Here is a 24,839-nt window from a genome sequence, read left to right on the forward strand (position 1 = left end):
CGCGTCGGCGACGTTCTTCGGCGCTTCGGCGTAGTGCTTGAACTCCATCGTGTACGTCGCGCGACCCTGGGTCTGCGAACGCAGCGACGTCGAGTAGCCGAACATCTCCGAGAGCGGCACTTCGGCCTTCACCACCTTGCCGCCGCCGACCATGTCGTCCATGCCTTGCACCATGCCGCGCCGCGAGGACAGGTCGCCCATCACGGTGCCGGCGTAGTCTTCCGGCGTCTCGACTTCAACGGCCATCATCGGCTCGAGCAGCACCGGCTTGGCGCGGCGCATGCCTTCCTTGAACGCCATCGAGCCGGCCATGCGGAACGCGTTTTCGTTCGAGTCCACGTCGTGGTACGAACCGAAGAACAGCGTCGCCTTCACGTCGACCACCGGGTAGCCCGCCACCACGCCCGCCTTCAGCGTTTCCTGGATGCCCTTGTCGACCGCCGGGATGAATTCGCGCGGCACCACGCCGCCCTTGATCGCGTCGACGAACTCATAACCCTTGCCCGGTTCCTGCGGCTCGAGCTTGAGCACGACGTGGCCGTACTGGCCGCGACCGCCCGACTGCTTGACGAACTTGCCTTCGACTTCGTCGCACACGCTGCGGATCGTTTCGCGATACGCAACCTGCGGCTTGCCCACCGTCGCCTCGACGTTGAACTCGCGCTTCATCCGGTCGACCAGAATTTCCAGGTGCAGCTCGCCCATCCCGGAGATGATCGTCTGACCCGATTCCTCGTCGGTCTGCACGCGGAACGACGGGTCTTCCTGCGCCAGACGGTTCAGCGCCAGGCCCATCTTTTCCTGGTCGGCCTTGGTCTTCGGCTCGACGGCCTGCGAGATCACCGGCTCCGGGAATTCCATGCGTTCGAGCACGATCACCGCGTTCGGATCGCACAGGGTGTCCCCCGTGGTCACTTCCTTCAGACCGACGGCCGCCGCGATGTCGCCGGCGCGCACTTCCTTCAGCTCCTCACGCTGGTTGGCGTGCATCTGCAGGATCCGGCCAAGCCGTTCCTTCTTTTCCTTGACCGCGTTGTAGACCGTGTCGCCGGCGTTGACCACGCCCGAGTAGACACGGAAGAACGCGAGCTGGCCGACGAACGGGTCGGTCATGATCTTGAACGCGAGCGCCGAGAACTTTTCCGAATCGTCGGCCTTGCGGGCAACCTTCTCGCCGTTCTCGAGTTCACCTTCGACCGGCGGGATGTCGACCGGCGACGGCAGATAGTCGATCACCGCGTCGAGCATCGCCTGCACGCCCTTGTTCTTGAACGCCGTGCCGCACATCATCGGCACGATCTCGCTGGCGATGGTGCGATCGCGCAGCGCCTTGATGATCTCGGCTTCGGTCAGCTCTTCGCCGCCGAGATACTTTTCCATCATCTCTTCGGACGATTCGGCGGCCGCTTCGACCATCTTCTCGCGCCATTCGTTGGCCTGGTCCTGCAGCTCGGCCGGGATGTCGCGATATTCGAACTTCGTGCCCTGCGAGGCGTTGTCCCAGTAGATCGCCTTCATCTTGACCAGGTCGATCACGCCTTCGAAGTTTTCCTCGGCACCGATCGGTACCTGGATCGGCACCGGGTTGGCCTTCAGGCGCAGACGCATCTGGGCGTACACCTTGAAGAAGTTGGCGCCGGTACGGTCCATCTTGTTGACGAACGCCAGACGCGGCACACCGTACTTGTTGGCCTGACGCCAGACGGTTTCCGACTGCGGCTGCACGCCACCGACCGCGCAATAGACCATGCACGCGCCGTCGAGCACGCGCATCGAACGCTCGACTTCAATCGTGAAGTCGACGTGTCCCGGCGTGTCGATGATGTTGATCCGGTGTTCCGGATAGTTCTTGCCCATCCCCGACCAGAATGCCGTGGTGGCAGCCGAGGTGATGGTGATGCCGCGTTCCTGTTCCTGCTCCATCCAGTCCATCGTCGCGGCACCATCGTGCACTTCGCCGATCTTGTGGTTGACGCCGGTGTAGAACAGGATCCGCTCGGTCGTCGTCGTCTTGCCTGCATCGATGTGAGCGCTGATACCGATATTGCGGTAGCGCTCGATGGGAGTCTTGCGAGCCACGTTAATCCTCTATCTCTTGGGGCCGACTGCGCCTGACCGGCGGACAGCCCTAACACAAACGGGCGAGGGCGCAATGATTGCGCTCCCGCCCGGAAAACAACGCTTGGAAGCTGACGGCTTAGAAGCGGAAATGCGAGAAGGCCTTGTTGGCTTCTGCCATCCGGTGCACTTCGTCACGCTTCTTCATCGCTGCGCCGCGGCCTTCCGAGGCCTCGAGCAGCTCGCCCGCGAGACGCAGCGCCATCGACTTCTCGCTGCGCTTCTTGGCGGCTTCACGCAGCCAACGCATGGCCAGCGCCATCCGACGCGACGGACGCACTTCCACCGGCACCTGGTAGTTCGCACCACCGACGCGACGGCTCTTCACTTCGACCACCGGCTTGATGTTGTTCAGCGCGGTGTTGAACGTTTCCAGGGGGTCCTTGCCGGCCTTGCCCTGGATCTGGTCGAACGCGCCATAGACGATACGCTCGGCAACTGCCTTCTTGCCGGAGAGCATCAGCACGTTCATGAACTTCGCGACTTCGACGTTACCGAACTTCGGGTCCGGCAACACTTCCCGCTTGGGGACTTCACGACGACGTGGCATGTCAATTCCTTTGTCTTTTCAGTTCGGGGTATTGCGACCCCCGCGTCACACCAACTAGCCTGTCCATGACTGGCCGGGTGGACACTTACTCAGCAGCGCAGCGACCATTCGCCGGCACCGCCGCGGCCTCGCCATCTGGCTGATCCGCTGTTTGTTTCGGCTCGTTCTCCGAGCCATGCGACCGGAAGGACGATTACGCCTTCTTCGCGCGCTTCGCGCCGTACTTCGAGCGCGCTTGCTTACGATCCTTCACGCCCTGCGTATCGAGCGAGCCGCGGACCATGTGGTAACGCACACCCGGCAAGTCCTTCACCCGGCCGCCACGGATCAGCACAACCGAGTGTTCCTGCAGGTTGTGGCCTTCACCGCCGATGTACGAGATGACTTCGAAACCGTTGGTCAGGCGCACCTTGGCGACCTTACGCAGCGCGGAGTTCGGCTTCTTCGGCGTGGTGGTGTACACACGGGTGCACACGCCGCGCCGCTGGGGGCAGTCCTGCAGGGCCGGGCTCTTGCTCTTGGTTTGCTCCGAGCGCCGCGTCCCGCGAACCAGCTGATTGATGGTTGGCATTGATTATTCCAGCGAAAAGTTTGTAACGAAGTCGCGACCGGGCAAGCGGCCGCCGTTTCCGGCACCATGATCGCGTTGCGCAGACGCAACGAACGACCACAAAAAACGGAACCTCGTATGATAGAACGTCTTCGAGAAGGTCGTCAAGCCATCGGCCATGCACGTGCTTGCCGCCGCCACGGGGCCTAGCGCCCTTTCCAGCTCGCCAAGTATCACGCCGGGCCGGCCGACAGAGCGTCACAGGCACGGTTTTGCTGTCGCGCAGCCGTGCGGGGGCCTCTCAGGCGCTCGATGCCACGTGCCGGATGCTGCGACGCGACCGACAGACGGTCGCATCGGCATCGCTGGACGCGCTTGGGGCGTGGCCGGCGCCGGGCGCCTCGGTTCAGGCGAACGCGAGAAACGCCGCCATCAACACCGGCGCGAGCAGCGACAGCACGAAGCCGCTGAACAATGCCAGCGGCAGGATCTCCGGTGCGCAGGTCTGTCTGATGATCGGAAGCGTCGAATCCAGCGCCGTGGCACCGGCCGCCGCCACGCAGGCCGCCGGCCTTCGCGTGCCGCTGCTGTAGAGCAGGACAATCGCGAGCAGCTCGCGGAACAGGTCGGTGGACAAGGCAATCGCACCGTAGGCTTCACCGAGACGGCTCGCGACCAATGCGCCCGACATCGAGAACCAGCCAAAGCCGCTCGCCAGCGCCAGACCGACGATCGTACGCTCGCCGACCAACCATGCCGCCAGCGCGCCACCCAACAAGGATGCCGCCGCGGCAAGCAGCGGTGTGACCCAGACGATGGGGCTGCGCCACGCGCCGGCAAGCGGCAGGCGCACCAGATCGATGCCGACCAAAGCGACCAGCAGCCAGACCAGATGGTCGAGGCGCGGTAGATAGCCGGTCAGCGCACGTGTCGCCGGCAGCCCTTGCAACAACGCGCCCGCCGCGACCAGGCCAAGCGCGGTCGCACACTCGCGCAGTGCGTGCCAGCCGCCGCGGCCAGCGGGACGCGCCGCCACCGGCTGCGACGAGGCCGATCGACGAACGGACAGCGCGATCACGAAGTAGCTCGTCAGCGTGGCACCGGCTGCGTAACACAGTGCCAGGCCGAGGGTTGGCACGACGACCGGCGAAGCAAACACATCGCCGAACATGGCGCCTGCGACGAACAGCAGCACGGCGATCAGCGGCGCCAGCGCCCTCGACAAGGTGCGCCTGAGCGCGGGCGGCGCCACGCGCCCACAGATCGCACCGAGCAGCAGGGCAACGACGATCGGCAGCAGGGAGGACAGCAGTTCCATCGGGTTTCAAGTGGTGAAAAATAGCGCGGCCGGCGGCAGTCGATAACCGCGCGCGCCCGAGCGGCACAGCGCTGGCACGGCACATCGATGTCCAAGCACGCATCGCATTGGGCGTCGCTCGACGAGCGAACCGCATCGCATTGGGCGTCGCTCGACGAGCGAACCGCATCGCAGCCGCCATCACCGCCTCGCGTACACGAGACGCCGTCGCTCGGTACGCCAACGCTGCAGTCGATGCGTTTGATGACGTCGATGCCGACGGCCGCGCTGCCAGCGTCGACGCGACCGTCACGACGAACGCCGGCACGAGCCGCATCAGCAAGGGGCGCTGAAAGGGTGATGAACAGCCAATCGCTGCGCGATAAACGGGCGGGCAAGGCATGGCCTCGGCGGCATGCGCGACATGCGCGAAATGCGCGAGGCGGACGTGATCCGCGCCGCCGCCCCGCAGACCGTCAATGCGGTCAGCCCGCCTCGATCACGTCGAGCAGTTCCTCGCCGAAGCGTTCGAGCTTGCGTTGGCCGATGCCGGGCACCTGTGCCAACGTCTCGATGGTATCGGGCATCGACTTGGCGATTTCGGCCAGCGTCGCGTCGTGGAAGATCACGTAGGCGGGCACGCCATCCTCTTTCGCGGTGCTCGCTCGCCAACTGCGCAGCCGCTCCCAGCAGTCACGCTGACGCGGACTCATGTCCGCGGTGCGGTCCGCGCGCGGGCCGGTACTGCTGCTGCGGGACTTTGCCCGCGTCGTGTGCCGCCGCATGATCAGGCGTCGCTCGCCCTTCAGCACCGCGCGGCTTTCCGCGGTCAGCATCAGCGAGCCGTGACCGCTGTGATCGACTGTCAGCAACCCGAACGCCACCAGTTGCCGGAACACGGCGCGCCACTCGGGTTCCGGCAGGTCCTTGCCGATGCCGAACGTCGTCAGCGTGTCGTGACCATGCTGCTTGACACGCTCGTTGGCATTGCCGCGCAGGATGTCGATCAGATGGCCGGCGCCAAAGTGGATGCCGCTCGCTTGCGCAACCCGGTAGACGCACGACAACGCCATCTGCGCCTCGCGCGTGCCATCCCAGGTTGCCGGCGGATTCAGGCACGTGTCGCAGTTGCCGCACGGTTCGCTTTTCTCGCCGAAATACGAAAGCAAACGCACGCGTCGGCATGACGCCGTCTCGCACAGGCCGAGCAGCGCGTCGAGCTTGCCGCTTGCGACGCGCTTGTGGGCTTCGTCGGCCTGCGACTCGTCGATCATCCGGCGCTGCTGCACCACGTCGGCCAGCCCATAGGCCATCCATGCATTGGCCGGCAGTCCATCACGGCCGGCCCGGCCGGTCTCCTGGTAATAACCTTCGACGCTCTTCGGCAGGTCCAGGTGGGCGACGAAGCGCACGTCTGGCTTGTCGATGCCCATGCCGAATGCAATGGTCGCCACCATCACGATGCCCTCCTCCTGCTGAAACTGCTGCTGGTGCTTGAGCCGGGTCGCGGCGTCCATGCCGCCGTGATAGCCGAGCGCGCGCAGCCCCTGCGACGCCAGCCACGCGGCGGTCTCTTCGACCTTGCGGCGCGACAGGCAATACACGATGCCGGCATCGTTGCCCTGCGCGGTACAGTGCTCGGCGCGAACGAAATCCAGCAGTTGCGCGCGGGCGTTGTCCTTCTCGACGATCCGGTAGCGGATGTTCGGCCGATCGAAACTGTCGATGAACACCCGCGCCGCGTCCAGCCTCAGCCGACGCACGATTTCCTCGCGCGTCAGCGCATCGGCGGTCGCGGTCAGCGCGATACGGGGCACATACGGGAAGCGTTCGTGCAGCACCGACAGCTGCATGTACTCCGGGCGAAAGTCATGGCCCCATTCCGACACGCAGTGCGCCTCGTCGATCGCGAACAGGCCGATGCGGATGTCCTCGAGCAGTTCGAGGAAGCGTGGCGTGGTCAGGCGCTCCGGCGCGACGTAGAGCAGGTCGAGGTCGCCGGCGCGCAGCGCCCGGATCACATCGGAAGCCTGCCCGGCGTCTAGCGACGAGTTCAGATAAGCGGCACGCACGCCGGCTTCGGTGAGCGCCGCGACCTGATCCTGCATCAATGCGATCAGCGGCGATACGACGATGGCCGTGCCTTGCCCGGCCTGTTTGCGCGCGATCGCCGGAATCTGATAGCAAAGCGACTTGCCGCCGCCGGTCGGCATCAGTACCAGGCAGTCGCCTCCCGCCGCCACATGCTCGACGATATCCGCCTGCTGCCCGCGAAACGCGGGATAACCGAAGACCTGATTGAGAATCGCAAGACAAGGGGAAGACATGACGGAACAGCGCGGCGGGCGGCGAGACAGGCGACATGTTACCGCGTTCGGACGCTCGCACCGTCCACCAACCGAGAAAGCCTCTCTCGCACCACGGCGGCGACGAGGTGCGTGCGAGCTTCGCAACTTGCCACGGACATGCGCCGGCGCTTGCCCTCGCTAGGCTTCCCGGTCCACCTCACGCACGGTGCCCGCCTCCACCCGATAAACGCGATCGACCAGCGCAAGCAGTGCCGGGCGGTGCGTGATGACGATCACCGTGGGCACGCATGCCATGATCCGCTCGAAGATGCGGCTTTCCCGGCCCGCGTCCAGCGACGAGGTCGGCTCGTCGAGAATGACCACGGCCGGCCGCCGGAGCATCGCGCGCCCCAGCGCGATGCGCTGGCGCTCGCCCCCCGACAGCGCCCGCCCCTGGACACCCAACGGTCGGTTCAACACATCGCCCGCGCCAGCGCCGGCAAGGTCACCCAGCTCCAGCAGATCGACCCATTCGCGCAGGCAGTCATCGGATGGCGCGCGTTCGCAACCGTATGTCAGATTGTCTCGCAGGCTTCCCGACAGAATCATCGGTGTCTGCGGCGCCACGGCGATGTGACGCGCGATGTCGCCGACGGACAAGGTGCTCACGTCGGTGCCGTAGAGGCACACCGTGCCCGCCGCGGGGCGGGCAAGACCGAGCAGCAGGTTCGCAAGGCTCGATTTGCCGGCTCCCGACGGACCGCTCAGCGCGATCCGGTCGCCCGGTGCGACGACGAGGTCGACGTCGTGCAGGACGGTCTTGCCGGCGTGCCGCACCGCCACCCGGTCGAGGCGATAGACATACTCGGCGGACGGCAACAGCCGCTCGCTGGCAACGGGACGTTCGCAAGGCCATTCGAGCAGACCGAAACCCTCGCGCAACGCCAGATGATTGCGTCGCAGGTCGGACAACGATGCGGCCAGCGTCGCGAACGGCATCGTCAACGCGACGACGTAGCCGACGATCATCACGAAGTCTCCGACGCGCAGCGCAGACGTGGTCACGCCACGCGCGGCGGCCACCGTGAACGCGGTGAGCAGCAGCCCGGTGCAAGCCGCCTGCGCCGCCAGCAGCAGCGACAGCCGAGCATTGCCGCGCGACACGCGCCCGACGTAGCGCCGCAGCATGTCGCGCGCCGCGCTGCCCTCGCGCTCGTAGGCGTTGTTGACTTTCACGTCGAGCAAGAAACCGAGCTTTTCGACGAGATGGCTGGTCAGCAGGTCGGCGGCGCCAAAGATCTGTTCGTGCGCATTCTTGCTCCGGCTCGCGATGAAGAAGGTCACGACGAACAGCGCCAGCATGGACACGATGAAGACCAGCGCAAAGACGCCGCTCGTCGCCTGCCAGAGTACGGTGGCCGACAGCACCAACTGGAACAGCGTCGGCGCGATCACCCAGCACAGCGCGTAGGTCAGGGCGCTGAAGGCCTCCCGACTGCGTGCGACGACTGCAACCAGCTGCCCGGGATCGGCCTCGGCCAGACGCGCGTAATCGACGCGCAGCAGCGTCGTGTAGATGATCTCGTGGAAGGCCGCGTCGCATCGGGCGAGCACCGCCGCGGACAGCATGTGCTTCAACCACTCGCATGCCTGCGCCGCGGTCCATGCCAAACCATAGGCGCCGGCCAGCAGGATGGCGTCTTGGGCGCGCGTCGCCGCGTCTTGCGTCGACAGCAGGTTAGTCGCCTCGCGAAGCAGGTAGGGCACCGCTGCGGCCAATGCAGCCACCAACGCGACGAAGGCGCTGGCGCCAACGAAATGAACCGGCAGCGCCGGATAGCGGCGAACCGCCAGCCGATACGCGCGCAGCCAGTCGCCGAGCAATTCGATGAAAAAACGCATGCTTCAATGGTCTCCCGGCGCTGATGCGACGACCGCGCCAGCGCGCCAACCGGACAGACCGAGGATGAACTGTTCGATTGCATAGACGCGTGCGACGTCGCCGAGTCCGTCGGAATAACCCAGTTCGAGACGCCGGATGGTTCGCTCCAGACGTCGCCGATCAAGCCAGCCTTGCGATGCAACCCAGCCACACAGGCAGGTCTCGTGTACGTGATCGCGATTCACGCGCACGCCTGTCAGCGCCGCGTGCATCACGTCGCCCTTGTCGCGCCGCCAAAGATTCGAGAGATGCGCTGCCTGGAACACCTGCTGCCTGACCAGCAACCGGCTGTAGTCGGCCGAGAACAGCGCTTCGAGTCGCATTGCCAACGCTTGCTCCACCACGGGCTGAGAAAGGAACGGCATCACCGGTCGGCGTGCCGCCGGATAGGGCTGGACCAGGGCCTCGCACAGCATCGCCCCGAGCGCGGCGATCTGGCCTCGCCTGCCTGGCTGCAACCGCATACCAGCCTGTTGCACCACGTCTGCGTACAGAGCGGGCGGCGCGGCGCCAGAAAGACCCGCCACCAGGAAACCGGCCGCCCGGTCGGCCGGTGCGTCTGCGTCGATGTCCACGGTTTCCTGCATGGCGCGCGAGAGTACGGTCCAGACCGGCACACGATGGAAGACGGCCAACCGCCACATTACCGTCAGCGCCAGGTCGGCGCGCAGCCTGGCAAGCATGTCGATCAGGATACCGAAGCGAGGAAATGAAAGATGAATCGCGTCGCCACCGTTTCCGTTCAGCAGGTCCGCCCCGCTCGACTCGATGCATTCACACGATAGCGCCTCATTGTGCGCCAGGAAACACAGCTTGGTGACTGGCCGAGCAACGACCGGCGGTCGCGTCACAGGCGAGAACGGCAGATGCCGCAACAGCGAGCGTGTCACATGCTTGATCCCACAATGCGTCGCGACCTGTCGCGCCATCGCCCCTTCATCGGACGCCAGGCGCTTCGTGTCGACGTAGGTGACGGCCTGCATCTTTCCGGTAAGGCCGGCGCGTTGCGAGGCGACGGCGAGCGCGGTCGAGTCCAGCCCGCCGGACAGTTCGAGCACGATCGCCGGGCTGTCGTCCAGCATCGCGCCCAGCACCATGGCGAGCGTCTCCACGAATTGCAATGGCTCGTATGCGCTGCGAACGCGGCGCGGCGACCATGCTCTGCGCATCTCGGGCACGCTGCCGGGCTGCCACGTCAACGCCTGCCCAGGCGGCAGTACCGAAATGCCGGCCCAGCCCGTCGCGTCTGGCGCACCATAACCATGGACGAGGTAATGCCGCAGAAAGTCGGCGTCCGGCACGCCGGCAACGCCGCCCAACGCGGCGAAATCCTCGATGCGGTCGCCAATGTGCAAGGCGCCGTCGCCCGCCAGGTGGTGGAATGTCGGATGCTGCCCGCATGGGTCGCACAGCACCAGGAAGCGGCGCTGTGGTTCGTGATACAGAATGACCAGATAGCGACCCCAGTAACGTTGGCTGGCGTCTTCGGGGTCGCATGATGCCGCCTTGGCAAACGCTGCCGGCGCGACGCGCGTCGCCTGCGCCTGCGGATGAATCACGCCGCTGGCCGCCCAGAACAGGCCGCCAGCGCGGCCATGCGCAGCGTCGCTCGTCGTGGCAAAGAGCTTTGCGATACAGGCTTGACCGGCGCGCCAGACGGCGAGCGGGTTTGTATCGATGGCAGGCGCCGCCGCTTGGCTCGGATTGAGGATCGCGTACATAAGAGTAGGACGTCGCTCAGGCGATTTCGAGTATGACGGCCAATCTCCGGCGCAACGTCGGATCGTCGCCCACAACGTGTCCGGCGTGCTCGACCCAGGCATGCGCGTAGAACGGCCGGTTTTGCACACCGATGACCAACGTGCTGCGGTAACCGAAGCGGTGCCCCAGCAGGATGGCGGCAGCGGCCCATTCGAGACACTTTGTCCGCTTCGGGTACAGCAGACTGGCGACGTTGAGCGCTGTGGCGAGCTGGTATTGCGTGACCCGGCCTCGACGGGCTCTGCAAGGATCGGTCTCGATATGCTTCTGCAGACCTGCGAGCCGCCTGGTGGCGGAAATCCGATGAGCACGGTGCAGCATCAGCAGCGCTTGTCCAATCAAGCGGACGCCCGCTGCGACCGAGACGTCGGCCGACGAGATCGACCAGCAATTCGACGGCACGCCGCCATAGTCGCAATCATCCGGCCCTGGCACATCGCACATCGTCGACCCGCGCTCGCCACGAGGCCATCGGCCTTCTGCGGCGTCGACGCCGCGGTCGACGGTCGCGATGGCTGCCGGCGGCTTGCACGCCAACGCGCGCGTCTGCTCGGGCGACAGCACCGTGTAGCTATCTTTGGCCACGTCGAGAACAATCAGCTGGTCCTCGAAGCGGGCCCGGAAAACGGGGTTGCCCATCTCATGCGAGGCGCCGCGTCCGGACGCGGCGCCTGTCCGCTTAGAGCTTATAGATCCAGGCGCCGATCTCGAGTATCGCGCCGCCGCGGATGCCCTCGGTGTTATCCGTCGCGTTGATGCTGGCGGCACCCTGCGCTGCGTCGATGTCGGCGCATTCGACGATGTCGTGGCCCTGCTGTTCAATGTCCATTTGCGTTCCCCTGGAAATGAGACGTGTGGCGAAACAAGCTACGGGACGGCGACTGTCTGCCGCTGCCCGTAAACCGATCTTAGACGATCGCCATCTGAGGGAATCGTGCAGACGGTGAAGTCACACCTGCGGCGTCGCGACAGCCGTTCCGCATGGCGTTCGGGAACCCGGAAATGAAAAAACCTCCCCTTGCGGGGAGGTTTTTCGCATCGTTGCGTGCCCGCCGCGAGGCGGGCAGTACGATCAGTCAGCGGACTGCTGCGGCTCGATCGACGATTCCGGTGCGTCCTGCGATTCCTCGCCGGTGCCCGGGATCGCGAAGGTGATCGCCTCTTCCGCGGCGATCTGGTCGTGACGCTCGCGCTCCAGCGATTCGCGGGCCTTGCGGGCCTTGTGGAATGCCAGGCCCGTACCGGCCGGGATCAGACGGCCGACGATCACGTTTTCCTTCAGGCCACGCAGATCGTCGCGCTTGCCCATGATCGCCGCCTCGGTCAGCACGCGCGTCGTTTCCTGGAACGATGCCGCCGAGATGAACGAATCGGTCGACAGCGACGCCTTCGTGATACCGAGCAGCACGTTGTCGTAAGCGCACGGGCGCTTGCCGTCCGCGACCATCCGGTCGTTCTCGTCGAGCATGTCCGACCGCTCGACCTGTTCGCCCGGGATGAAGCGCGTGTCGCCGGCGTCGGTGATCTGCACGCGGCGCAGCATCTGGCGAACGATCACCTCGATGTGCTTGTCGTTGATCTTCACGCCCTGCAGACGGTACACGTCCTGCACTTCGTCGACGATGTAGCGCGACAGCGCTTCGATACCTTGCAGACGCAGGATGTCGTGCGGATCGGCCGGACCGTCGACGACCATTTCGCCCTTGTTGAGCACCTGGCCGTCGTGCACCAGCACCTGCTTTTCCTTCGCGATCAGGAACTCGTGCGGATTGCCGTCGAGGTCCGTGATCACCAGGCGCTGCTTGCCCTTGGTGTCCTTGCCGAACGACACCGTACCGGTGACTTCGGCGAGGATGCCGGCATCCTTCGGCGAACGCGCTTCGAACAGCTCCGCCACCCGCGGCAGACCGCCGGTGATGTCGCGAGTCTTCTGCGATTCCGTCGGGATACGCGCCAGCACTTCACCGACCGACACCTGCTGGCCGTCCTTCACCGTGATCAGCGCGCCGACCTGGAAGCCGATCGACACCGAGTGGTCGGTACCGGGGATCTTCACCTCGGCGCCGGCTTCGTCGAGCAGCTTCACCTGCGGACGCTGACCCTTCGATGCCGTGCTGCGACGCTTCGCGTCGATCACGACGAGGGTCGACAGACCAGTGACTTCGTCGATCTGCTTCGCGACCGTCGAACCTTCCTCGACGTTCTCGAACTTCACCGTACCTGCGTACTCGGTGATGATCGGACGGGTCAGCGGATCCCACAGCGCCAGTTGCGTGCCCGCCTTGATCTGCGCACCGTCGAGCTGCAGCAGCGTCGCGCCGTACGGAATCTTGTGACGCTCGCGCTCGCGGCCGTGGTCGTCGGTGATCAGCGCCTCGCCCGAACGCGAGATGACGATCTGCTCGCCCTTGCCGTTCGTCACGTAGCGCATCGTCGCCGTGAAGCGGACGATACCGTTCGACTTCGCCTCGACGCTCGAAGCCACCGCCGCGCGCGAAGCCGCGCCGCCGATGTGGAAGGTCCGCATCGTCAGCTGCGTGCCCGGCTCGCCGATCGACTGCGCGGCGATCACACCGACCGCTTCGCCGACGTTCACCAGCGAACCACGGCCCAGGTCGCGGCCGTAGCACTTCGCGCACAGACCGAAGCGCGTCTCGCACGACAGCGGCGTGCGCACGCGGACTTCGTCGATGCCCAGGCGCTCGATTTCCTCGACCGCATCCTCGTCGAGCAGGTCGCCGACCGCGTAGATCGACTCCTGCGTTTCGGGATGGATCACGTCGCTCACCACCACGCGGCCGAGGATCCGGTCGCGCAGCGCCTCGACGACTTCGCCGCCCTCGACCAGCGCCTTCATCGCCACGCCGTTGCTGGTGCCGCAATCGTCCTCGACAACCACCAGATCCTGCGTCACGTCGACCAGACGACGGGTCAGGTAGCCCGAGTTCGCCGTCTTCAACGCCGTGTCGGCCAGACCCTTACGCGCGCCGTGCGTCGAGATGAAGTACTGCAGCACGTTCAGGCCTTCGCGGAAGTTCGCCGTGATCGGCGTCTCGATGATCGAGCCGTCCGGCTTGGCCATCAGGCCGCGCATCCCCGCCAGCTGGCGAATCTGCACCGCGGAACCGCGCGCGCCCGAGTCCGCCATCATGTAGATCGAGTTGAACGATTCCTGCTGGACTTCCTTGCCTTCGCGGTCGACCACCGGCTCGGTCGACAGCTGCTCCATCATCGCCTTGCCGACCGCTTCCGACGTCGCCGACCAGATGTCGACCACGTTGTTGTAGCGTTCCTGCGCGGTGACGAGACCCGACATGTACTGGCGATCGTATTCCTTCACCTTGCGCGCCGACTCGCCGACGATGGTTTCCTTCTGCGTCGGCACGAGCATGTCGTCGATACAGATCGAGATACCCGCGCGCGTCGCCAGCCGGAAACCCGACTGCATCAGCTTGTCCGCGAAGATGACGGTTTCGCGCAGACCGCAACGACGGAACGCCGTGTTGATCAGACGCGAGATTTCCTTCTTCTTCAACGGGCGGTTCAGCACCGAGAACGGCAGGCCCGGCGGCAGGATTTCCGACAGCAGCGCACGGCCGACCGTGGTCGGGTACAGCGTGATCTTCGGCACGAACTGCGGCGCGCCTTCGCTCTGGTCCTCGTTGGCCACCATTTCGGTGATCCGCACGTTGACGCGCGAGGCCAGCTCGACCTGCTTCGTCTCGTACGCGCGGATCACTTCGCTGACGTCCGCGAAGGTCATGCCTTCGCCCGGGCCGTTGAGGCGCTCGCGCGTCGCGTAGTACAGACCCAGCACGATATCCTGCGACGGCACGATCGACGGATCGCCGTTGGCCGGGAACAGGACGTTGTTCGAGGCCAGCATCAGCGTGCGCGCTTCGAGCTGCGCTTCGAGCGACAGCGGCACGTGCACGGCCATCTGGTCGCCGTCGAAGTCGGCGTTGAACGCCGCGCAGACGAGCGGATGCAGCTGGATCGCCTTGCCTTCGATCAGCACCGGTTCGAAGGCCTGGATGCCCAGACGGTGCAGCGTCGGCGCGCGGTTCAGCATCACCGGGTGCTCGCGGATCACCTCTTCGAGGATGTCCCACACCACCGGCGTCTGGCTTTCGACTTCCTTCTTCGCGGCCTTGATGGTCGTGGCCACGCCCATCAGTTCCAGCTTGTTGAAGATGAACGGCTTGAACAGCTCGAGCGCCATCAGCTTCGGCAGGCCGCACTGATGCAGCTTCAGCGTCGGGCCGACCACGATGACCGAACGGCCCGAGTAGTCGACGCGCTTGCCCAGCAAGTTCTGCCGGAACCGGCCGCCCTTGCCCTTGATGCTTTCGGTCAGCGACTTCAGGATGCGCTTGTTCGGACCCTGCATCGCCTTGCCGCGACGACCGTTGTCGAGCAGCGAGTCGACCGCTTCCTGCAGCATGCGCTTTTCGTTGCGGACGATGATCTCCGGCGCCTTCAGCTCGAGCAGACGCTTCAGACGGTTGTTCCGGTTGATCACGCGGCGGTACAGATCATTCAGGTCCGAGGTCGCGAAGCGGCCGCCGTCGAGCGGCACGAGCGGACGCAGTTCCGGCGGCAGCACCGGCAGCACTTCCATCACCATCCACTCGGGCTTGATGCCCGAACGCTGGAAGGCCTCCAGCACCTTCAGACGGCGCGCGAACTTCTTGATCTTCGCTTCGGAGCCGGTCGCCTTCAGTTCGGCGCGCAGCGTCTCGGCCTGTGCGTCGATGTCGATCGAACGCAGCAGCTCGCGCACGCCCTCCGCGCCCATCTCGGCGCGGAACTCGTCACCGTACTCCTCGACCTTGTTGTAGTAATCCTCCTCGGTCATGATCTGGCCGCGCTTGAGCGGCGTCATGCCCGGTTCGATGACCACATAGGCTTCGAAGTACAGCACGCGCTCGATGTCGCGCAGCGTCATGTCGAGCACCATGCCCAGACGCGACGGCAGCGACTTCAGGAACCAGATGTGCGCGACCGGCGAGGCCAGTTCGATGTGGCCCATGCGTTCGCGACGCACCTTCGCCAGCGTCACTTCGACGCCGCACTTCTCGCAGATCACGCCACGGTGCTTCAGGCGCTTGTACTTGCCGCACAGGCACTCGTAGTCCTTGATCGGCCCGAAGATCTTCGCGCAGAACAGACCGTCGCGTTCCGGCTTGAAGGTCCGATAGTTGATCGTCTCGGGCTTCTTCACCTCGCCGAACGACCAGGAGCGGATCTTCTCCGGCGACGCGAGACCGATCTTGATCGCGTCGAATACTTCCGTTTGTTGGACTTGCTTGAATAGATCGAGCAAAGCTTTCATTGCGTCTCTCCGTGGTCCTTAGTCGCGGTCCAGATCGATGTCGATACCGAGCGACCGGATTTCCTTCACCAGCACGTTGAACGACTCGGGCATGCCGGCATCGATCACGTGGTCGCCCTTGACCAGGTTTTCGTACACCTTGGTCCGGCCCGCCACGTCGTCCGACTTGACCGTCAGCATTTCTTGCAGCACATACGACGCGCCGTACGCTTCCAGTGCCCACACTTCCATTTCACCGAAGCGCTGACCGCCGAACTGCGCCTTACCACCCAGCGGCTGCTGCGTGACGAGCGAGTACGGGCCGGTCGAACGGGCGTGCATCTTGTCGTCGACCAAGTGGTGCAGCTTCAGGTAGTGCATGTAGCCAACCGTGACCGGGCGCTCGAATGCTTCACCGGTGCGGCCGTCATACAGCGTCACCTGGTTCTTCGACGGGTTCATGCCGAGGTGCGACGCGATCTCGTCCGGGTAGGCCTGGTCGAGTGCGCGGCGGATTTCTTCCTCGGTCGCGCCGTCGAACACCGGCGTCGCGAACGGCACGCCCTGGCGCAGATTGCGCGCGAGCTCGAAGACTTCCTCGTCGCTGAATTCGTCGATGCGTTCCTTCTGGCCGCTCTCGTTGTAGATGCGTGCCACGAATTCGCGCAGTTCAGCCACCTTGCGCTGCTCGCGGACCATCTCGTCGATGCGGTGGCCAAGGCCCTTCGCGGCCCAGCCGAGGTGCACTTCGAGAATCTGTCCGACGTTCATCCGCGACGGCACGCCGAGCGGGTTCAGCGCGATGTCGCACGGCGTACCGTCGGCCATGTACGGCATGTCCTCGATCGGAACGATCTTCGACACGACACCCTTGTTGCCGTGACGGCCGGCCATCTTGTCGCCAGGCTGCAGACGACGCTTGACCGCCAGGTACACCTTGACCATCTTCAGCACGCCCGGCGGCAGTTCGTCGCCCTGCGTCAGCTTCTTGCGCTTTTCCTCGAAGTTCAGGTCGAACTGGTGACGCTTCTGTTCGATCGACTCCTTGATCGCCTCGAGCTGCGCCGCTGCCTCGTCTTCCGCCAGGCGGATGTCGAACCAGTGGTAGTGATCGAGTTCGGCCAGGTATTCCTTGGTCAGCGCGGCACCCTTCGCCAGCTTCTTCGGACCGCCGTTGACGGTCTTGCCGATCAGCATGCGCTCCAGACGTTCGAACGCGTCGCCTTCGACGATGCGCAGCTGGTCGTTCAGGTCGAGGCGGTAGCGCTTCAGTTCATCGTCGATGATCTGTTGCGCGCGCTTGTCGCGCTGGATGCCTTCGCGCGTGAACACCTGCACGTCGATGACCGTGCCGCTCATGCCCGACGGCACGCGCAGCGACGTGTCCTTCACGTCCGACGCCTTTTCGCCGAAGATCGCGCGCAGCAGCTTTTCTTCCGGCGTCAGCTGGGTTTCGCCCTTCGGCGTGACCTTGCCGACCATCACGTCGCCCGCTTCGACTTCCGCGCCGATATAGACGATGCCCGATTCGTCGAGCCGGCCAAGCTGGGCTTCGGCCAGGTTCGAGATGTCGCGCGTGATTTCTTCCGGTCCCAGCTTCGTGTCGCGGGCGACGACGTTCAACTCCTCGATGTGGATCGAGGTGTAGCGATCGTCCGCAACGACCTTCTCCGAGATCAGGATCGAGTCTTCGAAGTTGTAGCCGTTCCACGGCATGAACGCGACGAGCATGTTCTGCCCGAGCGCGAGCTCGCCGAGGTCGGTCGACGCGCCGTCGGCGATCACGTCGCCCACGGAGACCCGGTCGCCGACCTTGACGATCGGACGCTGGTTGATGTTCGTGTTCTGGTTCGAACGCGTGTACTTGATCAGGTTGTAGATGTCGACGCCGACTTCACCGGCAACGGCTTCGTCGTCGTTCACCCGGATCACGATACGGCTCGCATCGACATAGTCGACCGTGCCGCCACGCGTCGCCTGCACCGTCGTGCCCGAGTCGACCGCGACGGTCCGCTCGATGCCGGTGCCGACCAGCGGCTTTTCCGGACGCAGGCAGGGCACGGCCTGACGCTGCATGTTCGAACCCATCAACGCGCGGTTCGCGTCGTCGTGCTCGAGGAACGGAATCAGCGAAGCAGCCACCGACACGATCTGCGACGGCGCCACGTCCATGTACTGGACGCGATCGGGCGTGGCGAGCAGCGTTTCGCCCATCTCACGCGCCGAGACCAATTCGTCGGTCAGCGTGCCGTTGCCCGACAGCTCGGCATTCGCCTGGGCGATCAGGTAGCGACCTTCCTCGATGGCCGACAGGTATTCGATCTTGTCGGTGACCTTGCCTTCCTCGACCTTGCGGTACGGCGTTTCGAGGAAGCCGTACTCGTTCAGGTGCGCATACAGCGCCAGCGAGTTGATCAGACCGATGTTCGGACCTTCCGGCGTTTCGATCGGGCAGACGCGGCCATAGTGCGTCGGGTGCACGTCGCGCACCTCGAAGCCGGCGCGTTCGCGGGTCAGACCGCCCGGGCCCAGTGCCGAGATACGACGCTTGTGCGTGATCTCGGAGAGCGGGTTGGTCTGGTCCATGAACTGCGAGAGCTGCGACGAACCGAAGAACTCACGGATCGCGGACGAGATCGGCTTGCTGTTGATCAGGTCGTGCGGCATCAGGTTTTCGCTCTCGGCCTGGCCGAGGCGCTCCTTCACCGCGCGCTCGACGCGCACCAGACCGGCGCGGAACTGGTTTTCGGCCAGTTCGCCGACGCAACGCACACGACGGTTGCCAAGGTGGTCGATGTCGTCGATTTCGCCCTTGCCGTTGCGCAGTTCGACCAGGATCTTGATGGTCGCCAGGATGTCGTCATCCGTGAGCGTCATCGGACCGGTGATCTCGTCGCGACCAACGCGGCGATTGAACTTCATACGGCCGACCTTCGACAGGTCATACGCGTCTTCGCTGTAGAACAGGCGGTTGAACAGCGCCTCGACGGCTTCCTCGGTCGGCGGTTCGCCCGGACGCATCATGCGGTAGATCGCGATACGCGCCGCGGTCTGGTCGGTCGTCTCGTCCATGCGCAGCGTCTGCGAGATGTACGGACCCTGGTCCAGATCGTTCGTGTAGAGCGTCTGGATTTCCTTGACCGACGCGTCGCGCAGCTTGGCGAGCAGCGACTCGGTCAATTCCTCGTTCGCGTTGGCGATCACTTCGCCGGTTTCGCCGTCGATCACGCCCTTGGCCAGCACGCGGCCGATCAGGTAGTCCTCGGGCACCGAGATGAACTTCGTGTTGGCCGCTTCGAGGTCGCGAATGTTCTTCGCGTTGATGCGCTTGTCCTTCGCGACGATGATCTTGCCGTCACGATCGGTGATGTCGAAGCGCGCGACTTCGCCGCGCAGGCGTTCGGCGACGAACTCCATCTGCGCGCCTTCGTTCATCAACGTGAAGTTGTCGAACACGAAGAAGTTCGCGAGGATCTGTTCCGGCGTCAGGCCGATCGCCTTCAGCAGGATCGTCACCGGCATCTTGCGGCGCCGGTCGACACGGAAGTACAGCACGTCCTTCGGATCGAACTCGAAGTCGAGCCACGAGCCGCGATAGGGGATGATCCGCGCCGAGAACAGCAGCTTGCCCGAGCTGTGCGTCTTGCCCTTGTCGTGCTCGAAGAACACGCCAGGCGAGCGGTGCAGCTGCGAAACGATGACCCGTTCGGTACCGTTGATCACGAACGAGCCGTTGGCCGTCATCAGGGGCATTTCGCCCATGTAGACTTCCTGCTCCTTCACTTCCTTCACGACCGGCTTGCTCGGCGATTCCTTGTCGAGGATCACCAGCTGCACGACCGCGCGCAACTGCGAGCAGAAGGTCAGTCCGCGCTGCTGGCATTCCTTGACGTCGAATGCGGGCGGCGACAGCATGTAGCGCACGAACTCCAGGCGCGCGAAACCGTTGTGCGAGACGATCGGAAACACCGACTGGAAAGCTGCCTGCAAACCTTCGGGCTTGCGCTTGTCCGGATGCGTGTCGGCTTGGAGAAACGAGGTAAAGGACTCGAGCTGGGTCGCCAGCAGGAATGGGACTTGGTGAACGATGTTGCGTTTCGCAAAGCTCTTGCGAATGCGCTTTTTCTCGGTGAAGGAATATTGCATACTATCTCCAGATCACGGCGGGCTTTTCGGCGGGGGGGTGTGCCGACCCGGGTGTTCACCGACTGAGGCTCGCTGTCCGGACCGTGCATCGGTCGAACGAGTAAGCTTGGTGGCTGGCCGCTACCAACCGCTGGCTGACAGTGACGAAGCGCTCTCATGGAGCCGCCTTCGCCACCCGACCAAACTAGCCTTCTGCAGTCGCTTCAGAAGGCAAAGCAAAATGTCCGCGGAAGCCGGACCGCCGCGCGGGCCGACGGCCCATCCGACGATGCTTCCGAACACATTTGGCTTTGCGCTCTCGTGCTGTGCTTGCTGCCCTGCTGGTGCCGCTGCCGTCGTCCGGCGCTTTCGATTCGGTGGGAGTCGCCAGGACTACTTGACCACGGCGAACCGCATATGATACCCCAATCTTGCCAAGCGCGCTTGACAAAAGCATGGAACGGGGTCGGGCGCGGTGTCGCACCCAAAGCCCGCCCGAGGCCGTCGAAATGACCGTCCTTCAATACGGCTGATGCGAGTCGCGAGCTTGATATACACGCTACTTCGGGTTAACCCCGGCAACGAGTGCCGCCACCGTGCCGGGCCACCGGCCGGCTGGGCAGAAACGAAAAAAGGCTGACGGAGAACCGCCAGCCTTTTTCGGATACGCGACCAGACTTACTTGATTTCGGCCTTGGCGCCCGCGTCTTCCAGCTTCTTCTTGGCTTCTTCGGCGGCAGCCTTCGGCACCGCTTCCTTCACGGGCTTCGGTGCACCGTCAACCAGGTCCTTGGCTTCCTTCAGGCCCAGGCCGGTCAGTTCACGAACCGCCTTGATCACCGACACCTTGTTGGCGCCGACTTCGGTCAGCGTGACCGTGAATTCGGTCTGCTCTTCAGCGGCCGGCGCAGCTGCGCCACCCGCCGGGCCCGCCACCGACAGAGCGGCAGCCGACACGCCAAACTTCTCTTCGAACGCCTTGACCAGGTCGTTCAGTTCCATCACGGACATCGCGCCAACGGCGTCGAGGATTTCTTGTTGCGTTGCCATTTGAGACAATCCTTAAAAAACGTTTTCGATGAGCTGAATATCGCGGAATGCGTTCAGGCCGCTTCGCCTTGCTTCTGCTCGGCCAGTGCAGCCAGCGCACGGGCAAAACCAGAAACCGGCGCCTGCATGACGCCCAGCAGCTTGGCGAGCAGTTCCTCGCGGCTCGGGATGCTGGCCAGGGCTTGCACGCCCGCCTTGTCCAGCACCTTGCCGTCGTACGAACCCGAACGGATCACCAGCTTGTCGTTCGAACGCGCGAAGTCGTTCACGACCTTGGCTGCCGATACCGGATCTTCGGAAATACCGTAGATCAACGGACCCGTCATTTGCTCGGCCAGAGGGGCAAACGGCGTACCTTCGACGGCGCGGCGCGCCAACGTGTTCTTCAACACGCGCAGGTAAACCTTCTGCTCCCGCGCTTGCGCGCGCAGCTTCGTCAAATCGCCAACCGCAATGCCACGATATTCGGCCAGCACGACGGTCTGAGCCGCCGCGATTTGCGCGGACACCTCAGCGACGACTGCCTGCTTATCTTCCCTATTGAGAGGCACGGTTAAAACTCCAGAACCGACAAACGCGCGGAACGCGCGATGCCGCATTTCAGTCACGGCGTCCGACGTTTAAGGAACATCTCGAACGGTCGCCAGCCGTTGCCGGCCGACACCGCATTCGATGAAACAAAAACCTTTCGGGGTCGCCATCTGCGTTGGCTTGAATTAAGGAAGACGCATCACTTCACGCCCGCCACCAACGGTCTTTGATAACCGGTGAGCCAAATCCAGCCGGCTCACCGCCCAAAGCCCTTGCGCCCCACCGCACCGCGGCGAGGCAAATACGATTACTGCTGAGCCGCCAGCGAAGCCTGGTCGACGCGAACACCCGGGCCCATCGTGCTCGACAGCGCGAGCTTGCGGACGTAGATGCCCTTGCTGGTCGCCGGCTTGAGCTTCTGCAGCGCGTCGAGCAACGCGCTCAGGTTTTGCTGCAGCGCGGTCGCTTCGAACGACGCACGGCCGATCGTGGCGTGGATGATGCCGCCCTTGTCGACGCGGAACTGCACCTGACCCGCCTTCGCGTTCTTGACCGCGGTGGCGACGTCCGGCGTGACCGTGCCGACCTTCGGGTTCGGCATCAGGCCGCGCGGGCCCAGGATCTGACCGAGCGTACCGACGACGCGCATCGTGTCAGGCGACGCAACGACCACGTCGAAGTTCAGGTTACCGGCCTTCACTTGCTCGGCCAGGTCTTCCATGCCGACGATGTCGGCGCCGGCGGCACGGGCCTGCTCGGCCTTCTCGCCTTGCGCGAACACGGCCACGCGGACCGACTTGCCGGTACCGGCGGGCAGGACCACCGAACCACGCACGACCTGGTCCGACTTCTTCGCATCGACGCCGAGTTGGACGGCCACGTCGATCGACTCGTCGAACTTGGCGGTCGCGTTATCCTTGACCAGCTTCAGCGCATCGGTGATCGCGTACGTCTTCGTGCGATCGATCGTCTTGGCGAGCGCGGTCACGCGCTTCGAAACCTTAGCCATTTACAGACCCTCCACGGTGATACCCATCGAACGAGCGCTACCAGCGATCGTCTTGACGGCCGCGTCCAGATCGGCGGCAGTAAGGTCGGGCTGCTTGGTTTTCGCGATTTCTTCAGCTTGCTGACGCGTGATCGAGCCGACCTTGTCGGTATGCGGCTTGGCCGAACCCTTTTGCAGGCCAGCGGCCTTCTTGATCAGGATCGTTGCCGGCGGCGTCTTCAGGACGAACGTGAAGCTCTTGTCCGCGAAGGCGGTGATCACGACCGGGATCGGCAGACCCGGTTCCATCGCCTGGGTCTGCGCGTTGAACGCCTTGCAGAACTCCATGATGTTCAGACCGCGCTGGCCGAGCGCCGGACCGACCGGCGGCGAGGGGTTGGCTTTGCCTGCAGGAATCTGCAGCTTGATAAAGCCGATGATTTTCTTTGCCATTACAGACCTCTGATGGGCGCGAACGCCCTTGAGTGATAACGCGCCCTCGGAAGACTGCTCCTAGCGACGCTCCTCGGTGCCCGGACGAGTGCCTTACAGCTTCTCGACCTGGCCGAATTCCAGCTCGACCGGGGTGGCCCGGCCAAAAATCATGACGGAGACGCGGACCCGCGACTTCTCGTAATTCACTTCGTCGACCGTGCCGTTGAAGTCGGTGAACGGACCGTCCTTCACACGTACCGACTCGCCGATCTCGAACAGCATCTTCGGGCGCGGCTTCTCGCTGCCTTCCTGCATCTGCGAGCGGATCTTGTCGACCTCGCGCGCCGGAATCGGCGACGGGCGGTTGCCGGCGCCACCGACGAAGGAACTGACCTTCGGCGTGCTCTTCACCAAGTGCCAGGTCTCGTCGTCCATCTCCATCTCGGCGAACACGTAGCCGGGGAACAGACGCTTCTCGGTCACGCTGCGCGCGCCGTTCTTGAATTCAACGACCTCTTCGGACGGCACCAGGATCTCGCCGAAGCGGTCCGCCATGCCGGCGCGTTCGATGCGCTCGCGGAGCGCCTTCTGAACGCTCTTTTCCATCCCGGAATAAGCCTGGATGACGTACCAGCGCTTGCTGCCACGATTTGTCGTTTCGTCGCTCATCTCATCTCCAACCAAGGATCAGCGAGAACACCGCCCACTCGATGACTTTGTCGCTAAGCCAGAGATAGACCGCCATCACCAGCACGAAGGCGAATACGATCAAAGTGGTCTGGCCCGCTTCCTTGCGGCTTGGCCAGACCACCTTGCGCATTTCACGATACGAATCCTTCGTGAAACCGACAAACGTCTTGCCCGTGACGGACAGCGACGCGACGGCGGCGGCGATCACCAATGCCAGCAGCAGTACGAGGACACGTACCCACAGCGCTTGCGCGCCGAGCAGATAGAAACCGGCGATACCCGCCAGCGCCAAAACCACGGCAGCAGCGAGCATCAGCTTGTCGCCGGTACTGTGTACGTTTTCGACGGAAGGATTCGCCATAATACTTTGGAAAGCGCCCACCTGGAGGGGTGGGCGCGAGGTGTGGCAGGGGCAGAGGGAATCGAACCCCCAACCTTCGGTTTTGGAGACCGACGCTCTGCCAGTTGAGCTATACCCCTTTAACCTGACATGGATGGCCGGGAGGCCATCCAAAGATCGGCGTTGAGCGCCGATCGAAGCGTCTTACTCGATGATCTTCGCGACGACACCGGCGCCGACGGTACGACCGCCTTCACGGATGGCGAAACGCAGACCTTCTTCCATCGCGATCGGCGCAATCAGCTTCACCGTGATCGCGACGTTGTCGCCCGGCATGACCATTTCCTTGTCTTGCGGCAGCTCGATCGAGCCGGTCACGTCCGTCGTACGGAAGTAGAACTGCGGGCGATAGTTGTTGAAGAACGGCGTGTGACGGCCGCCTTCGTCCTTGCTCAGCACGTACACCTCGGCGGTGAAGTGCGTGTGCGGCTTGATCGTGCCCGGCTTGGCCAGCACCTGGCCACGCTCCACGTCTTCACGCTTCGTGCCACGCAGCAGCACGCCGACGTTGTCGCCAGCCTGGCCCTGGTCGAGCAGCTTGCGGAACATTTCCACGCCCGTGCAAGTCGTCTTCACCGTCGCCTTGATACCGACGATTTCGATTTCCTCACCGACCTTGACCACGCCACGCTCGATACGGCCCGTCACCACCGTGCCGCGACCCGAGATCGAGAACACGTCCTCGACCGGCATCAGGAACGTACCGTCGATCGCGCGCTCCGGCGTCGGGATGTACGTGTCCAGCGCTTCGGCCAGCGCCAGGATCGCCACTTCGCCCAGCTCGCCCTTGTCGCCTTCGA

Annotated in this window: 18 protein-coding genes and 1 tRNA gene; all 19 read right to left on the reverse strand. The window is 64.2% G+C overall.

Features of this window, described 5'->3' with window-relative positions; genetic code table 11:
* Positions 1-2,079: elongation factor G (gene fusA / locus BLU54_RS22770; protein WP_091913457.1), on the reverse strand; the 2,079-nt coding region annotated here is incomplete at its 3' end.
* Positions 2,080-2,197: 118 nt separating this feature from the next.
* Complete coding sequence (gene rpsG, locus BLU54_RS22775; protein ID WP_091913460.1) at positions 2,198-2,668, reverse strand: 30S ribosomal protein S7; 471 nt, start codon at positions 2,666-2,668, stop codon at positions 2,198-2,200.
* Between the two features lie 193 nt (positions 2,669-2,861).
* The gene (rpsL, locus tag BLU54_RS22780) at positions 2,862-3,239 is read right to left on the reverse strand and encodes a 30S ribosomal protein S12 (protein ID WP_091913463.1); all 378 of its coding nucleotides are present in this window, start codon (positions 3,237-3,239) and stop codon (positions 2,862-2,864) included.
* Positions 3,240-3,624: 385 nt separating this feature from the next.
* Positions 3,625-4,536, reverse strand: coding sequence for a LysO family transporter (locus tag BLU54_RS22785; protein WP_091913465.1), 912 nt, complete (start codon positions 4,534-4,536; stop codon positions 3,625-3,627).
* 464 nt (positions 4,537-5,000) lie between these two features.
* Positions 5,001-6,842, reverse strand: coding sequence for a DNA helicase RecQ (gene recQ, locus BLU54_RS22795; protein WP_091913470.1), 1,842 nt, complete (start codon positions 6,840-6,842; stop codon positions 5,001-5,003).
* Positions 6,843-7,001: 159 nt separating this feature from the next.
* Positions 7,002-8,705, reverse strand: coding sequence for an ATP-binding cassette domain-containing protein (locus BLU54_RS22800; protein ID WP_091913472.1), 1,704 nt, complete (start codon positions 8,703-8,705; stop codon positions 7,002-7,004).
* A 3-nt stretch (positions 8,706-8,708) separates the two neighbouring features.
* Positions 8,709-10,466 carry an asparagine synthase-related protein gene (locus tag BLU54_RS22805; RefSeq protein ID WP_091913474.1) on the reverse strand — a complete coding sequence of 586 codons (1,758 nt, stop codon included), beginning with the start codon at positions 10,464-10,466 and terminating at the stop codon, positions 8,709-8,711.
* 16 nt (positions 10,467-10,482) lie between these two features.
* Positions 10,483-11,145, reverse strand: a complete 663-nt coding sequence (locus BLU54_RS22810) for a lasso peptide biosynthesis B2 protein (protein WP_091913476.1) — start codon at positions 11,143-11,145, stop codon at positions 10,483-10,485.
* Positions 11,146-11,185: 40 nt separating this feature from the next.
* Positions 11,186-11,335 (reverse strand): hypothetical protein, encoded by a 150-nt coding sequence (locus tag BLU54_RS23920; protein ID WP_170845278.1) that lies wholly within the window; start codon positions 11,333-11,335, stop codon positions 11,186-11,188.
* A 243-nt stretch (positions 11,336-11,578) separates the two neighbouring features.
* The gene (gene rpoC, locus BLU54_RS22815) at positions 11,579-15,841 is read right to left on the reverse strand and encodes a DNA-directed RNA polymerase subunit beta' (RefSeq protein ID WP_235838093.1); all 4,263 of its coding nucleotides are present in this window, start codon (positions 15,839-15,841) and stop codon (positions 11,579-11,581) included.
* Positions 15,842-15,859: 18 nt separating this feature from the next.
* Entirely contained in the window at positions 15,860-19,966 is a 4,107-nt protein-coding gene (gene rpoB / locus BLU54_RS22820) for a DNA-directed RNA polymerase subunit beta (RefSeq protein WP_091913478.1), read from the reverse strand.
* Positions 19,967-20,623: 657 nt separating this feature from the next.
* On the reverse strand, positions 20,624-20,995 hold the full coding sequence (rplL, locus tag BLU54_RS22825) for a 50S ribosomal protein L7/L12 (RefSeq protein ID WP_091913480.1): 372 nt from the start codon (positions 20,993-20,995) through the stop codon (positions 20,624-20,626).
* A 53-nt stretch (positions 20,996-21,048) separates the two neighbouring features.
* The gene (gene rplJ / locus BLU54_RS22830) at positions 21,049-21,546 is read right to left on the reverse strand and encodes a 50S ribosomal protein L10 (RefSeq protein ID WP_091913498.1); all 498 of its coding nucleotides are present in this window, start codon (positions 21,544-21,546) and stop codon (positions 21,049-21,051) included.
* Positions 21,547-21,833: 287 nt separating this feature from the next.
* A complete protein-coding gene (gene rplA, locus BLU54_RS22835) occupies positions 21,834-22,535 on the reverse strand; it encodes a 50S ribosomal protein L1 (RefSeq protein ID WP_091913483.1) in 702 nt (233 codons plus the stop codon).
* Positions 22,536-22,967 carry a 50S ribosomal protein L11 gene (gene rplK / locus BLU54_RS22840; protein ID WP_091913485.1) on the reverse strand — a complete coding sequence of 144 codons (432 nt, stop codon included), beginning with the start codon at positions 22,965-22,967 and terminating at the stop codon, positions 22,536-22,538.
* A 93-nt stretch (positions 22,968-23,060) separates the two neighbouring features.
* Entirely contained in the window at positions 23,061-23,618 is a 558-nt protein-coding gene (nusG, locus tag BLU54_RS22845) for a transcription termination/antitermination protein NusG (protein ID WP_091913493.1), read from the reverse strand.
* A gap of 1 nt (position 23,619) precedes the next feature.
* Positions 23,620-24,000, reverse strand: a complete 381-nt coding sequence (secE, locus tag BLU54_RS22850; protein ID WP_091913495.1) for a preprotein translocase subunit SecE — start codon at positions 23,998-24,000, stop codon at positions 23,620-23,622.
* A 43-nt stretch (positions 24,001-24,043) separates the two neighbouring features.
* Positions 24,044-24,119 (reverse strand) — tRNA-Trp (locus BLU54_RS22855).
* Between the two features lie 64 nt (positions 24,120-24,183).
* A partial coding sequence (locus BLU54_RS22860; RefSeq protein WP_268874558.1) for an EF-Tu C-terminal domain-related protein occupies positions 24,184-24,839 on the reverse strand: 656 nt, incomplete at its 5' end.

Origin of the sequence: Chitinasiproducens palmae, assembly GCF_900095735.1 — a bacterium.
GTDB classification, from domain to species: domain Bacteria; phylum Pseudomonadota; class Gammaproteobacteria; order Burkholderiales; family Burkholderiaceae; genus Chitinasiproducens; species Chitinasiproducens palmae.

Coding starts and splice junctions, on each gene's coding strand:
- rpsG (WP_091913460.1), bottom strand. CDS start 2,668: ATGCCACGTCGTCGTGAAGTCCCCAAGCGGGAAGTGTTGCCGGACCCG.
- rpsL (WP_091913463.1), bottom strand. CDS start 3,239: ATGCCAACCATCAATCAGCTGGTTCGCGGGACGCGGCGCTCGGAGCAA.
- BLU54_RS22785 (WP_091913465.1), bottom strand. CDS start 4,536: ATGGAACTGCTGTCCTCCCTGCTGCCGATCGTCGTTGCCCTGCTGCTC.
- recQ (WP_091913470.1), bottom strand. CDS start 6,842: ATGTCTTCCCCTTGTCTTGCGATTCTCAATCAGGTCTTCGGTTATCCC.
- BLU54_RS22800 (WP_091913472.1), bottom strand. CDS start 8,705: ATGCGTTTTTTCATCGAATTGCTCGGCGACTGGCTGCGCGCGTATCGG.
- BLU54_RS22805 (WP_091913474.1), bottom strand. CDS start 10,466: ATGTACGCGATCCTCAATCCGAGCCAAGCGGCGGCGCCTGCCATCGAT.
- BLU54_RS22810 (WP_091913476.1), bottom strand. CDS start 11,145: ATGGGCAACCCCGTTTTCCGGGCCCGCTTCGAGGACCAGCTGATTGTT.
- BLU54_RS23920 (WP_170845278.1), bottom strand. CDS start 11,335: ATGGACATTGAACAGCAGGGCCACGACATCGTCGAATGCGCCGACATC.
- rpoC (WP_235838093.1), bottom strand. CDS start 15,841: ATGAAAGCTTTGCTCGATCTATTCAAGCAAGTCCAACAAACGGAAGTA.
- rpoB (WP_091913478.1), bottom strand. CDS start 19,966: ATGCAATATTCCTTCACCGAGAAAAAGCGCATTCGCAAGAGCTTTGCG.
- rplL (WP_091913480.1), bottom strand. CDS start 20,995: ATGGCAACGCAACAAGAAATCCTCGACGCCGTTGGCGCGATGTCCGTG.
- rplA (WP_091913483.1), bottom strand. CDS start 22,535: ATGGCTAAGGTTTCGAAGCGCGTGACCGCGCTCGCCAAGACGATCGAT.
- rplK (WP_091913485.1), bottom strand. CDS start 22,967: ATGGCAAAGAAAATCATCGGCTTTATCAAGCTGCAGATTCCTGCAGGC.
- nusG (WP_091913493.1), bottom strand. CDS start 23,618: ATGAGCGACGAAACGACAAATCGTGGCAGCAAGCGCTGGTACGTCATC.
- secE (WP_091913495.1), bottom strand. CDS start 24,000: ATGGCGAATCCTTCCGTCGAAAACGTACACAGTACCGGCGACAAGCTG.